Consider the following 13,310-nt stretch of genomic DNA (forward strand, 5'->3'; position numbering starts at 1 on the left):
GGCGGTTGAGGATCTTAGGGTGCGCTTAAGGAAGGGATCGGGGGCGGTTAAAGGTCGAGACCAGTCGGCCGCTACGGCGCCTGCGCACCCGGTGCCCCCGGCGCTCGGGCGCCCGTCCGTCGAGCTGGATCCAGATCCGCACCTCGGTCCCCCCGAGCACGGACGAGCCGATCCGCACATCCCCGCCGGTCGACTCCGCGAGTCGGCGCACGATGTCCAGGCCGAGCCCGGTCGATCCGGCGCTGCCCGAGCCCCGGCCGCGGGCCATCGCCGCCTCGGGGTCGGGTATGCCGGGCCCGGCGTCCGACACGAGCACGATCACCGCGTCCTCGCCGTTGTGGACGTCGACCGCGAAGGCCGTGCCCTCCGCGGTGTGCCGGAAGACATTGCCGAGCAGCGCGTCCAGCGCGGCGGCCAGATCGGCCCGGGCCACGGGTATGCGCACCGGCCGGTCGACCCCGGCCACCCGCACCTTGCGGCCCTCGTCCTCGGCCAGCGCCGACCAGAACGCCATCCGCTCGCGCACCACCTCGGCCGCGTCGCACCCGGCCCCCGGACCGGCCGCCGCCGTCTGCGGCTTGGCCTCCCGGGCGGTACGGATGATGGTGTCGACCTCCCGCTCCAACTGGGCGACGGCGGCCCGGGTCTGCTCGGCGGCCGGGCCGTCCCCGAGCGATGCCGTGTTGAGCCGCAGCACGGTCAGCGGGGTCCGCAGCCGGTGCGAGAGATCGGCCGCCAGCTCCCTTTCGTTCGCGAGCAGTTGGACGACCTGGTCGGCCATGGAGTTGAACGCCGCTGCCGCGAGCCGCAGTTCGTTCGGCCCCTCCTCGGGCACCCTGGCGCCCAGCTTGCCCTCGCCCAGCTCGTGCGCGCCCTCGACCAGGCGCTGCGCGGGCCGCACCATCCGTACGCCGAGCCGGTCGGCGACCGCGACCGAGCCGACGATCAGCGCGACACCGACGGCGGCGAGGACCGCCCAGGCCGTCGAGACGCCGTTGCTGACCTCGGACTCGGGGACGTACACCTCCACGACCGCGATCTCGCCGGAGCTCAGCGCGACGGGCTGGAGCAGGGTGGAGCCGCCGGGCACCTCGGTGGTGGAGGCGCGGCCGAGCCGCCGTACGGTCGCGATGTCGTCGCCCGCGGCGCGCTGCCGGCCGATGTCGACGGCGTCGGCCCCGTCGGCCGCCGGTATGTGCACGGCCATCTCCGCCTCGGAGCCCGCGGAGGCCACGACACGTTCGAGCTGGTCGCGGTCGGTGGTGATGGACAGCGCCGGGGCGACCGCCGCGGCCTCCCGCTCGGCGTTGGAGAAGGCGCGGTCGCGGGCCATCTCCTTGATGACGAGTCCGAGCGGTACCGCGAAGGCCAGCACGACCATCGTGGTGACGGCGAGGGAGACCTTGACCAGGGCCCATCTCATAGCGGCCCCCCTTGCAGCCCTGGCGGCTCCAGCTTCACCCCGACCCCGCGCAGGGTGTGCAGATAGCGCGGGCTCGCGGCGGTCTCGCCGAGCTTGCGGCGCAGCCACGACAGGTGCACGTCGATGGTCTGGTCGTCGCCGTAGGACTGCTGCCACACCTCGGCGAGCAGTTCCTTGCGCGGTACGACGACGCCCGGGCGGCCGGCCAGGAAGGCGAGCAGGTCGAACTCACGGCGGGTGAGGTCGAGGCGTACGCCGTCCAGTGCGGCCTGGCGGCGCAGCGGGTCGACGGTCAGGCCGCCGACGCGGAGCACGGACTCCGGCTGCGCCTCCCCGACGGCGGCCCGGGACCGGCGTAGGACCGCGGCCATGCGGGCGGACAGGTGCTCCACGGAGAACGGCTTGGTGAGGTAGTCGTCGGCGCCGGCGTTGAGCAGCCGGACGACCTCCGTCTCGTCGTCGCGTGCCGTGGCGATGATCACAGGCACATCGGTGATCCCGCGCAGCATCTTCAGGGCCTCGGACCCGTCCAGGTCGGGCAGACCGAGGTCCAGGATGACCACGTCGAAACGGAAATGGGCGACCTCGCGCAGCGCCTCAAGGGCGGTGCCGACACTGCGCACGGTGTGTGCGGCGTCGGTCAGATGCCGGATGAGGGCGGAGCGTACGAACTGGTCGTCCTCGACCACGAGCACACTTGCCATGCGCCGCACCGTACGCCATGCGGCCGAGCCCGGTCCGGGCCTGTGGACAACTGCGCCGCTGTGCACAACCGGGCGACACTTGTGGGACGCGTGAGGCAGTATGACCCGCGATGCGCAGAGGACTCGTACACGTACTGGCTTGGTCGCTCGCCACGGGCGCGGCGGTCACGCTGTCGTGGTGGGGCGTGCGCACGGTGATGGCGGGCACGGCGTACGACCCGCCCCGCGCCCTGCCCATCGCGGCGGCGGACGCGACGACCCCGGAGTCGACGCCGCCGGCGTCCTCGACGCGGCGGGGGACTCCGTCGCAGCCGGAGTCCGCGAAGAGCCCGTCGCCGAAGCCGTCGTCCCCGTCGGACACACCCCGGCCCTCCGGCACGCCGACCCCCTCCCCCACGGCCTCGGGCCAGGTCGAGAGCTACGACACCGACGGTGGCCGGGTGGTCTTCGACCTCCGCAAGACCTCCGCGACGCTGGTGTCGGCGACGCCGGGCGCGGGCTGGTCGATGCAGGTGTGGAAGACGGAGTCGTGGATCCGGGTGGAGTTCGCGCAGGGCGCGGACCGGGTGTCGGTGTTCTGCACCTGGCACGACAGCGCCCCGCGGGTGGAGATCGGGAACTACTGACCCGGCTCTGGTGCCGCGGCAGGCAACGTTTGCCCGTCAAGGAGCGGCGTCCGGTGCGTGCTCTCGGCGTGCCGGCCGGAAGCCCTCGTACTGGTGGATGTACCTGGGCTTTCGGCCGGTGCGGCGAGAGTGCGTGCCGTCGCGTCGCGACGGGGCGAACGTCGCCTGTCGTGGCACTAGGGGGTGTTTTGAAAGTCCTGTGCGGTGCCCGCGGTGTTCGGTGCGTGCCCTCGGCGTGCCGGACGAAGGCCCTCGTACTGGACGTACTTGGGTCTTTGGCCGGTGCGGCGAGGGTGCGTGCCGGGCGCCGTGGGTGCTGTGCGGGACTTTCAAAACACCCCCTAGCTAGCGGAAGACGGACGCCGGGGGCGCCGGTGAGGCGACCGCCGCCGCGTCCGTGACGGGGACCGCTCCGCCGGTGAAGTCGGTGAGGGTTCTGCCGTGCTCGACCCTTCCCGGGTGGGGGTCCGAGGCGGCTCGGCGGGTCAGTTCCGCGATCGGGAGCGGGTGGTCGGCGGCGACCAGGACGGCGTTGCCGAAGCGTTTGCCGCGCAGCACCGTCGGGTCGGCGACCAGGGCGAGCTCGGGGAAGCGGGCGGCCGCGGTGGCGATCTGGCCGCGCAGATGCGCGAGCGGCGGCCCGTCGGCGAGGTTGGCGGCGTACCAGCCGCCGGGGCGCAGCGCGCGGTGGACCTCGTCGAGGAACTCGGTGGAGGTCAGATGGGCCGGGGTGCGGGCGCCGCTGAACACATCGGCGATGACGAGATCGGCCCAGCCGTCGGGCACCTTGGCGAGCCCTTCCCGCGCGTCCACCGAGCGCACCCGGATCCGGGCGCCCCGCTCCAACGGCAGCTCGCGGCGGACCAGTTGGACGAGGGTCGCGTCCCGCTCGACGACCTGCTGGGTGGAGCGGGGGCGGGTGGCGGCGACGTAACGGGCGAGGGTGAGGGCACCACCGCCGAGGTGCACGGCCTGGACGGGCTTCCCGGCAGGGGCGACGAGGTCGATGACGTGCCCGAGCCGCCGCTGGTACTCGAAGGAGAGACAGGCCGGGTCGTCCAGGTCGACGTGCGACTGCGGCGCACCGTCGATGAGCAGCGTCCAGGCCCGCACCCGATCCCGGTCGGGTATCAACTCGGCGAGCCCGCCGTCGACCGCCTCGACGACGGCAGCGACGGCCGGGTCGTGGCGGCGGGGGTTTTTCGACTTGCCCATTGGGCCATTATGCGGAGGGCCGCGGAATCATGCAGTCCGCGTGAGCCGCGGGCGGTCGGTCACCGGCAGTTGTCCGCCGCCTCGATCAACCGCGCCGCCTCCCCGAGGGCCGCCCGCAGCACCGCCGGATCCGTCGCGAGGTCCGCCTCCCCGGGCGGCAGCAGCCAGTCGGAGCCCTCCACCGGAGGTTCGGGATCCAGGCTCAGCCCCCGCCCATCGGTCTGCGTACAGGTGCTCCCCGGCACGTCCCATCCGGCAGCCGTCCCGGCCGGCACCACGAACCCGAGCGTGTCGCAGCCGTCGTCGTGCAGTACGGGCCCGACCGCGTCCCCCGCCCCCCGCCGAAGGATGTCGACCGCCTCCAACCCCTGCCGCGTCGGCACCGTCACCAGATCGCAGGCCACTCCGGCGCACGGCGGCGCGCTGCACTCCGGGGTCGGCGGGTGCCCCACCGTCGTCGACGGCGTACAAGGATCGATGCTCTGACTGGTCTCCATCCCGGCCTCCACCACGGAACCCTCCTCGAAACGAGCGGGTCGGGAGTCGGGCGGCTCCCGGTCCATGTGGTTCAACGTGTCACCGCGTCAACGGCTACGGCACAAGTCCGCCGCAAAGGATGGCAGTTCATGGCAGATGCTGGATGAGATATCCGGTTTGTAGCCAAACACTGCGTGGCGGGTCCGACACAGCAGGTACGTTCTTGCCCGCCGGACACCAGGGGCACGAAGCGAACAAATCGTTCAACTCGCCTCCAGTCCGGCATGGTTCGACGGTTCGCACGAGAGGACCCGGCCATGACGTCGTCAGAGCTGAACTCGTCCAAGACCCCCAGACCACCACGACCGAACCTCGCCTTCCGGCAGTTGCGCGGACAGCGCTCGCCGGCCGAGTTCGCCGCGGCGGTCCGCAGGGCCGCGCGCGAGATCGGGGAGCGGGTCAGCTGTGACGCGCGTTACGTCGGCCGGGTCGAGGCGGGCGAGATCCGGTGCCCCAACTACGCCTACGAACGGGTGTTCCTGCACATGTTCCCCGGTCGCACGCTCACCGACCTCGGCTTCGCGCCCCGCTCGTCCGTCCGCGGACGCCGGGCGCGCGTCGAGGTGAGTGAGACGTGGGGGGTGCCCGAACCGTATGACACGCAAGACCCGTACGACACGCACGAGAAACCCGAGGAGAGCGACGTGCTGCGTCGCGCATTCATGACCGGCGGAGGCGCCACGGTGGCCGCCGCCTCACTCAGCCCCTTCGGGCTCGCCCTCGACGCCACGGCCGCGGAACGTCCCGCGCGGCGGGCCGGGGCGAGCGAGGTGGAGGTGCTGGAGGAAGCGGTCCGCAGGATCCGGCTGCTGGACGACCGGCACGGCGCGGACGGCCTGTACCGGCGCGCGGCGGCTCCGCTGCGCGCCGCCTATGCGCTGCTGGACGCCGGTACCACGCGGCACGCCGCGGGAGAACGGCTGCACTCGGGCGCCGGTGAGCTGGCCATCTCGGTCGGTTGGCTGGCGCACGACTCGGGGCGCTTCGACGACGCGCGCTCCCATTACGCGGAGGCGCTTGCGACCGCCCGGATGGCCGGGGACCCGGCGCTGGAGGCGCACGCCTTCTGCAACACGTCCTTCCTCGCGCGGGACGCGGGCCGCCCGCGCGAGGCAGTACGGGCGGCACAGGCTGCGCAACGCGTCGCGCGCCCCCTCGGCTCCGCGCGCCTGATGTCCCTGCTCGCGCTGCGCGAGGCGGGCGGCTGGGCGGGCCTCGCCGACCGCACGGGCTGCGCGCAGGCACTCGCGCGTGCCCAGGCCCTCTACGACCGGGGCCGCTCGGACGCCGACCCCGAGTGGATGAGCTTCTACGGCGAGGCGGAGCTGGAGGGCCTGGAGGCGCAGTGCTGGTCCACGCTGGGCGACTGGCGCCGAGCAGCACGACACGCGGGCCGCGCGGCCCATCTCCAGGACCCGCACTTCACCCGCAACACCGCCCTGTACACCGCGGAACTGGCAGACGACCTGGCGAGGGGCGGCCGCCCGGACGAGGCGGCGGTGGCGGGAATGCGCGTCCTGGACCTGTTGACCGAGGTCCAGTCCTCCCGCATCCAGACGATGCTGGCAGGCACGGCCCGGGTCCTGCTCCCGCACAAGCGGGCGTCAGAGGTATCGACGTTCCTGGACAAACACGCGAGCTTGCCGCGGGCGGTGTGAAGGCGAACGGCGGCTGGGCGTTCTCAGCCGCCCAGATGCCCCAAGTCGTTCCAGCTCTCGATCGCCGGCTCCCCGTACGCCCAGCCCAGAACCGAGAGCGACGTCGGATTCAGCCGTATCCGGGCAGCGAACGACAGCGGCAGCCCCAGCCACCGCGCCCCTATGGACCGCAGGATGTGCCCGTGGGCGAAGATCAACACATCCCGTTCCGATGACCGCGCCCACGCCACCACCTCGTCCGCCCGCGCGGTGATCTCATCCAGCGTCTCCCCCGAGGGAACCCCGTCCCGCCAGATCAGCCACCCTGGCCGCACTGCCTGGATCTCGGCAGGGGTCATGCCCTCGTAGTCGCCGTAGTCCCACTCCATCAGCGTGTCCCAGACAGCGGCCCGCTCCCCGAACCCCGCCAGCTCACACGTCTCACGCGCGCGTACCAGCGGACTGGTCCGCACCTCCACCCCCGCAAGCCCCTCCAGCGGAGCGCGATGCAGCCGCTCCCCGAGCAGCTTCGCCCCCCGCCGCCCCTCCTCCAGCAGCGGCACATCGGTCCGCCCGGTGTGCTTGCCGGACAGCGACCACTCGGTCTGTCCGTGCCGGGCCAGCAGAATGCGCGGTGCCATGGGGTCGGGTGCCTTTCCAGGAATATGCGGGGCGGAACCCATCCATCATCCCGCACCCTGTGAGGGGGCAACCAGGAGGGCGATCTCTGCGTCTATCAGGGCCGGGGGCGCCCGACGGAGGCGTGCACATACACCGTAAAGTGGCCCGTCCGGGCAACCGGCACCACGACGAGAAGGGGGAGGCGATCGGATGCCGCACGCCGAGACACCGGGCATACAGGCGGCACCGCGAAGCCGTCTGCGCTGGTGGACCGAGCTGCCGCTGATCGTTTTGGTGTACGCGTGCTACTCGGCGGGCCGCCTGCTGGTCGCCGGCGATGTCAATTCGGCCGTGGACACCGGCCTGGCGATCCTGCGCATCGAGAAGCTGCTGTACCTCAACGCCGAGCAGCCGCTGAACCGTCTCTTCACCCGCGAACCCTGGCTGGGCGTACCGGCCGACTTCTGGTACGCCTCGCTGCACTACCTGATCACCCCGGCGATCCTGGTCTGGATCTTCAGATCCCACGCCGCGCACTACCGCGCCGCCCGCACCTGGCTGATGACGTCCACGTTCATCGGCCTGATCGGCTTCACCCTGCTGCCGACCTGCCCGCCCCGGCTGCTCTCCCCGACGTACGGCTTCGTGGACACGATGGCGCAGTACAGCATGTACGGCTGGTGGGGCGGCGACGCGAGCGCCCCGAAGGGTCTGGGCGGTCTGACCAACCAGTACGCGGCGATGCCGAGCCTGCACTGCGGCTGGGCGCTGTGGTGCGGCGTCATGCTGTGGCGGTACGGCGGGACCCGCCTCGCCAAGACCGCAGGTGTGATCTACCCGCTGGTGACCGTGATCGTGGTCTTGGGCACCGCGAACCACTACTTCCTGGACGCGGTCGCGGGCGTCGCCGTGATGGGAGCCGGGTTCCTGCTGACGCCCTACGTCATGCGGTGCGCGGAGCGGGTCCGGGCGCGCTTCGAGGGCCGCGGCAGCCTGATCGCGGCCCGTTCGGCCCGGTCCGCCACCGAGGCCTCTCCCGCCGCACCGGCCTCGATTGTCAGTGGCGGATGCCAGACTTCCGCGGGTGAGCGATTTCCACGGCAGCGCGAGTCACGGTTCGAGTCCGGAGCCGAGCCGGGTGCCTCTCCCACGGACGCGGGGGACGGCGCTCCGGCACCGGCTCGCTGAGCTGCGCGGTCCCGAGGTACCGGCCAAGGCGCTGGACGCGCGCGCCCTGGCCGCCCTCGCCGCCAACCCCGGCTGCAGACGGCGCGCGATCCTCGACGGCGCGGGCGTGAACAAGACGGCGCTGGCGAGCGCGCTGGGCGCGCCCTCGGCCTTCGGTCAGTCGCAGTTCGCCCTCACCCGGGGCAACGCCTTCGAGGCGAAGGTCAAGGCGGACGGCGGCGCCGAACTGCTGCGGCTGGTGCACGAGAAGCTGGACCGCTCCGCCGAACCTCCCGCCCACGCGCAGGTGCCGGACCTCTCCGCGACCGGCCCCGAGGGCCGCGCGGCCCGCACGGCGCTGGCGCTGCGCGAGGCGGGCGAGGCACCGGGCTCCTGGACGCTGCTGGACCACCCGATGCTCGCGCTGGACGTCGCGGGCTCGCCCGCCTTCCTGGAGCCGGACGCGGTGGTGGTGCACCCCGACGGCAGCTGGACGGTGGTGGAGATCAAGTCCTTCCCGATGCTGGACGGTTCCGCGGACCCGGCGAAGGTGGGCGCGGCGGCCCGGCAGGCGGCGGTGTATGTGCTGGCGCTGGAGCAGGTGGCGGCCCGTCTCGAACCGCACCCGCGCGTGCGGCACCGGATCCTGCTCGTGTGCCCCAAGGACTTCTCCAACCTCCCCACCGCCTCCGGCGTCGACGTGCGCAAGCAGCGCGCGGTGACCGCCCGTCAGCTGGCCCGGCTCACCCGGATCGAGGAGATCGCCGAAGCGCTCCCCGAGGGGACCTGCTTCGACCCCGGGCTGCCCGCCGCCGAGCTGACGGCCGCCGTGGAGGCCGTCCCGGCGACGTACGCGCCCGAGTGCCTGTCCGCCTGCGAGCTGGCCTTCCACTGCCGTGACCGCTCCCGGGCGTCCGGCGCGGTCACCTCGCTGGGCCGATCGGTCCGCGCCGAACTGGGCGGTCTGAGCACCGTCGAGGACGTGCTGGCGGCGGCCCACGGCAGGGCCGGGGACCCGGCCGACCCGGCGGTGGCGGCGCTGCGCAGAGCGGCACACCTGCGTGCCGAGGCGCTCGGCGCGCGGGAGGCGGTCCCGTGTCCCTGATCGCCACCCTCGCCCGCCTCGAAGCGGTCAGCACCGGCCGCGCCCAGCCCTCGGCCACCGTCCGCCACCGGCAGCTGTCCGAGCGCCCGCTGGTCTTCGTGCCGCTCACCACCGCCGGTGAGACCGGCGCCCCGCTCGGCGCGCTGGTGGGCACGGACCGGGACGCGCCCCGCCTGCTGGTCGTACCGCAGCCGCGTGACCGGGATCTCAGGTTCGCGTTCCTCGCCGACCTGGCCGACATCGTCCTGCCGTACATCGAGGCCTACACCGAGGTCGTCGAGGCCGCCGAGCGCACCGAAACCGACCCGGAGACGGGCAAGCGGGTCAAGGTCGAGGTCGATCTGTGCGCGGACGCCCCCCAGCTGATCGTCCCGAGCCGGACAGGCCTGGAATTCGTACGCCTGCTCGGCCGTTCGATGCGCTTTCGCCGTACGGCGGAGCAGGACCCGGAGACCCCCTACCCGGCGCCGCCCCGGGTGCCGCTGCTCGGCCGGTGGCTGACGCACTACGGCGAGCGGTCCCGCGTCCCCGGCTCCTCGCTGCTGCTGGCGATGACCGACGTACTGGCCCGGCACTGGGCGACCGGGCAGTCCACGCTGGAGGACCAGCACCTGGGTGCGCTGCTCGCCTGGATCGACCCGCCGCAGGGCGAGAGCGGCGCCGAGGCCGCCACGCGCGCGGAGCTCGCCCGCGACGAACAGGGCCAGTTGCTGTGGCCGCCCGCGGGTCCGGCCACCGACCCGGCGTTCGACAACAGGCTGCTCGCCCCCGCCATCGAGCGCTACGACCGTGCCCGCACCGCGCTCGCCGCCGCCGAGGACGGTCTGGAGGCGGACGACCGGCTCGGCGCGCTGACCGCCGCCGAGCGGGACATCCGCGCGCTGGTCGAGAGCCGCACCCGGCCCACCTGGGACGCGGTGTGGCGGGGCCTGGACCTGCTGCGGGCGCTGCCCGCCGGCGCGCATGTCGAGGAGCGGTGGACGCGCGACCGCTGGTCGTTCACCGCCCACCGCGACCGGATCACGGCAGGCGAGCCCCCGCAGCCGCGCCGTGACGACGCGGTGACAGCGGCGAACAAGCTCGCCTCGCGCGAGCGCGAACAGGCCCGGCTTGAGGCGCAGGAGGCGCTCGACGACCCGCTGGTGATGGCCGGGCGGCGGCTGGCCGGGGAGGCGTTCGCGGGCGAGGTCACGGATGTCGTCATGGCCTGCAGCGAGGGCAAACGGCCGAGCCCGCGACCGCTGGTCACCGTCCGCACCGACGACCGGCCGCGGCTCGGCGAGCGGGTGAAGGTGTACCGCTCGCTGGGCGGGAAGCCGCAGTCGGCGGAGTTCGTCAGCGGCGAGGGCGATCTGCTGGTCCTGCGGGTCCTGGACAAGATGGGCCGCGGCAAGGAGCCCGAGGAGGGGTCCGTGCCGGAGAAGGGCGACCGGGTCCTCTACACCCTGTTCGAACACGAGCAGCGCGGCGGCGCCAAGCTGCCCGACCCGGAGCAGACGCCGTGGACGCACGGCGGGCCGCCCGGCGAGGCCGGACCGGAGGCCGCCGATCAGCCGACCGAGGAGGACGTCCTGTGACCGCCGTGTTCGACCCGGGTGCGGCGGCCGCGCAGGCCACCGACGCGATCCTCGCCGACACCCTGCACGGCATGCACCGCGGCGTGGTCGTCGACTCCCCGCCCGGCGCCGGCAAGTCCACGCTCGTGGTGCGCGCGGCGCTGGAACTGGCCGAGGCGGGCCGCCCGTTGATGGTCGTGGCGCAGACCAACGCCCAGGTCGACGACCTCGTCCTCCGCCTCGCCGAGAAGAGCCCCGAACTGCCGGTGGGCCGCCTGCACAGCAGCGACGCCGACCCGTACGACAAGGCGCTGGACGACCTGCCGAACGTACGGAAGTCCGCGAAGGCGGCGGAGCTGACCGGGCTGCCGGTCACGATCTCCACGGCCGCGAAGTGGGCGCATGTGAAGGCCGACGAGCCGTGGCGGCACGCGATCGTGGACGAGGCGTACCAGATGCGCTCGGACTCGCTGCTGGCCGTGGCCGGGCTGTTCGAGCGGGCGCTGTTCGTGGGCGACCCGGGGCAGCTGGACCCGTTCGCGATCGTGGGCAGCGAGCAGTGGGCGGGGCTGTCGTACGACCCCTCGGCCTCGGCCGTGACCACCCTGCTGGCCCACAACCCCGAGCTGCCCCAGCACCGCCTGCCGGTGTCCTGGCGGCTCCCGGCGTCGGCGGCGCCGCTGGTCTCGGACGCGTTCTACCCGTACACGCCCTTCCGCAGTGGCACGGTCCACGACGACCGCCGCCTCACCTTCGCGGTCCCCTCCGACGGCTCAGGACCCGACAAGGTGATCGACGAGGCGGCCGAGGCGGGCTGGGGCCTGCTGGAGCTTCCCGCGCGGCACACCCCGCGCACGGACCCGGAGGCGGTCCGCGCGGTCGCGGCTGTCGTACGACGGCTGCTGGACCGGGGCGGCGCGGCGGCGTCGGAGCGCTCGCCCGACCCCGCGCCGCTGACCGCCGACCGGATCGCCGTCGGCACCGCGCACCGCGACCAGGCGGCGGCGGTGCGCGCGGCGCTCGCGGATCTGGGCGTCGGTGACGTCACCGTCGACACGGCGAACCGCCTCCAGGGCAGGGAGTACGACGTCACGGTCGTCCTCCACCCGCTCTCCGGCCGCCCCGACGCCACCGCCTTCCACCTGGAGACGGGCCGCCTGTGCGTCCTCACCTCCCGCCACCGGCACGCCTGCATCGTGGTGTGCCGCGCGGGCGTGAGCGACCTCCTGGACGACTATCCATCGACGGAGCCGGTCCAGCTGGGGACGGTGGTGAAGTTCCCGGACGGCTGGGAGGCGAACCACGCGGTGCTGGCGCGGCTGGCCGAGCATCGGGTGCCATGGCGGCCCTGACCGACACACCGCATATCTCCTCCGCCGCGTGCCCGCCGGAGGCGGCCCAAGGATGCAGTCCCGGACGGCTGGGAGGCGAACCACGCGGTGCTGGCGCGGCTGGCCGAGCATCGGGTGCCATGGCGGCCGTGACCTGGGAGTCGCGGCCCTCTTGCGCGGGCGCGGGACAATGGACGGTGGCCCACTCCACAGGGGGTCATCCGTGACGTACGAGGAGGAGAAGACATGGCGGAGCCCACGCCGCGTCGGCACGAACCGCGGCTACGCCCCGCGCCCCTGCTCTTCGAGCCCACGCAGGCGGCCGCCGACCCGGAGCACTTCTTCGACCTGGAGTCCATCGAGGACCCCCGGGCCCTGCTCGCGCGGGCCACGGAGCTGACGCTCGCGTTCCGGGCGGCGGCCGACCGTGCCGTGGAGTTCCAGGCCCTCGCGGCGGCCCAGCTCGCCGACCCCCGGCGCTTCGACCGGCTGACGCCCGCGGACATCGCCGAGCGCGCGGAGTGGACCGAGGACTACGCCAAGAAGATGGTCGAGTTCGGGAGAGATCTGCTGCGGGGGGCCGTCGAGGGGCGGGAGCAGATCGACCCCGTCTGAGACCGCTCTCGGCATATGCCAGACGGGCAAGATCCGGGCAAGATACTCCTTCCCGCCCCCTCCTGTCCCCGTTTTTGGCAACCCTCAGAAACGGAACGCTCACGCCCGGTAGATCTAGTTGCCATGAGCAGTTGCCTCGACGCCTCGGGCGTCACCCCGGACGGAGCCGCCTGGCTGGCCTCGGCAGGAACGTATCCGCGCAGCACCCTGGCGTTCTGGGAGGAGCGGCCCGAGGACCCCGTCGTGCTGCCCTGCGGTGCGGTGTTCGACGTGGTCAGCGCCCCCGCGATGTTCGGGCGCCGAATGCTCGACCGACTCTGGGACGACGGCCCCGGCTCCGGCCCGGTGGCGGTGTTCCGGGGCCGGATGCTGCTGTTCGCCGCGCCGGGCACGGCCCAGCGGCTGCCCTCGCTGCTGAGCTGGGAGGAGTGGGGGGCGCACGGGGAGGACCGGCGTACGCGGGCGGTCCCACCGCTGCTGTGCCACGGCACCGGCGACGCCGTGACCGTCCCCGTCCCCGCCCCCGTCGGCACCCCCGGCCGCGCCCCCTCCCACTCCCGCTGGCTCGTCGCCCCGGACACCCGCCACCCCTGGCTGCCGGGCCCGGAAATCCTGCTGTGGGCGGCCGTACGGGCGGCCCGCGCTGCGGTGCGGATATCGATTTTTCCTCCCGCCGACCAGGATGCTAAGGTCTACGACGTCAGCAGGCGCCGCTAGCTCAGTTGGTTAGAGCAGCTGACTCTTAATCAGCGGGTCCGGGGTTCGAGTCCCTG

Annotated in this window: 13 protein-coding genes; 8 read left to right on the plus strand and 5 right to left on the minus strand. The window is 73.3% G+C overall.

Annotated features, from left to right (window positions below; translation table 11 throughout):
• Positions 1–25 precede the first annotated feature (25 nt).
• Complete coding sequence (locus RMT89_RS31925; RefSeq protein WP_315887219.1) at positions 26–1,423, minus strand: HAMP domain-containing sensor histidine kinase; 1,398 nt, start codon at positions 1,421–1,423, stop codon at positions 26–28.
• Complete coding sequence (locus RMT89_RS31930) at positions 1,420–2,127, minus strand: response regulator transcription factor (RefSeq protein WP_315887220.1); 708 nt, start codon at positions 2,125–2,127, stop codon at positions 1,420–1,422. The genes RMT89_RS31925 and RMT89_RS31930 overlap by 4 nt, the downstream gene beginning before the upstream one ends.
• A gap of 110 nt (positions 2,128–2,237) precedes the next feature.
• Between RMT89_RS31930 and RMT89_RS31935 the strand changes: the two genes are divergently transcribed.
• Positions 2,238–2,753 (plus strand): hypothetical protein, encoded by a 516-nt coding sequence (locus tag RMT89_RS31935; protein ID WP_315887221.1) that lies wholly within the window; start codon positions 2,238–2,240, stop codon positions 2,751–2,753.
• A 345-nt stretch (positions 2,754–3,098) separates the two neighbouring features.
• Here the strand turns inward: RMT89_RS31935 and RMT89_RS31940 are convergent, their stop codons facing one another.
• Entirely contained in the window at positions 3,099–3,968 is an 870-nt protein-coding gene (locus tag RMT89_RS31940) for a fused MFS/spermidine synthase (protein WP_315887222.1), read from the minus strand.
• A gap of 59 nt (positions 3,969–4,027) precedes the next feature.
• Entirely contained in the window at positions 4,028–4,480 is a 453-nt protein-coding gene (locus RMT89_RS31945; RefSeq protein ID WP_315887231.1) for a hypothetical protein, read from the minus strand.
• A 282-nt stretch (positions 4,481–4,762) separates the two neighbouring features.
• Here RMT89_RS31945 and RMT89_RS31950 point away from each other — a divergent pair, with 282 nt between their 5' ends.
• Entirely contained in the window at positions 4,763–6,163 is a 1,401-nt protein-coding gene (locus RMT89_RS31950; RefSeq protein WP_315887223.1) for a hypothetical protein, read from the plus strand.
• A 23-nt stretch (positions 6,164–6,186) separates the two neighbouring features.
• Here the strand turns inward: RMT89_RS31950 and RMT89_RS31955 are convergent, their stop codons facing one another.
• Positions 6,187–6,783, minus strand: coding sequence for a histidine phosphatase family protein (locus RMT89_RS31955; RefSeq protein WP_315887224.1), 597 nt, complete (start codon positions 6,781–6,783; stop codon positions 6,187–6,189).
• Between the two features lie 190 nt (positions 6,784–6,973).
• Between RMT89_RS31955 and RMT89_RS31960 the strand changes: the two genes are divergently transcribed.
• From RMT89_RS31960 to RMT89_RS31985, 6 genes are all read left to right on the plus strand, one after another.
• The gene (locus RMT89_RS31960) at positions 6,974–7,951 is read left to right on the plus strand and encodes a phosphatase PAP2 family protein (protein ID WP_315887225.1); all 978 of its coding nucleotides are present in this window, start codon (positions 6,974–6,976) and stop codon (positions 7,949–7,951) included.
• A complete protein-coding gene (locus RMT89_RS31965; RefSeq protein WP_315887226.1) occupies positions 7,902–9,035 on the plus strand; it encodes a hypothetical protein in 1,134 nt (377 codons plus the stop codon). Before RMT89_RS31960 ends, RMT89_RS31965 begins: the two co-directional genes overlap by 50 nt.
• Positions 9,026–10,612: a hypothetical protein gene (locus RMT89_RS31970; RefSeq protein ID WP_315887227.1), complete on the plus strand. Its 1,587-nt coding sequence runs from the start codon at positions 9,026–9,028 to the stop codon at positions 10,610–10,612. Before RMT89_RS31965 ends, RMT89_RS31970 begins: the two co-directional genes overlap by 10 nt.
• Positions 10,609–11,943 carry an AAA family ATPase gene (locus RMT89_RS31975; RefSeq protein ID WP_315887228.1) on the plus strand — a complete coding sequence of 445 codons (1,335 nt, stop codon included), beginning with the start codon at positions 10,609–10,611 and terminating at the stop codon, positions 11,941–11,943. The genes RMT89_RS31970 and RMT89_RS31975 overlap by 4 nt, the downstream gene beginning before the upstream one ends.
• Positions 11,944–12,168: 225 nt before the next feature.
• Positions 12,169–12,537: a hypothetical protein gene (locus tag RMT89_RS31980; protein ID WP_315887229.1), complete on the plus strand. Its 369-nt coding sequence runs from the start codon at positions 12,169–12,171 to the stop codon at positions 12,535–12,537.
• Positions 12,538–12,660: 123 nt separating this feature from the next.
• Positions 12,661–13,254, plus strand: a complete 594-nt coding sequence (locus RMT89_RS31985; RefSeq protein ID WP_315887230.1) for a bifunctional DNA primase/polymerase — start codon at positions 12,661–12,663, stop codon at positions 13,252–13,254.
• Positions 13,255–13,310: the final 56 nt, after the last annotated feature.

It is taken from the genome of Streptomyces sp. P17 (assembly GCF_032436805.1).
In the GTDB taxonomy this organism is placed as follows: domain Bacteria; phylum Actinomycetota; class Actinomycetes; order Streptomycetales; family Streptomycetaceae; genus Streptomyces.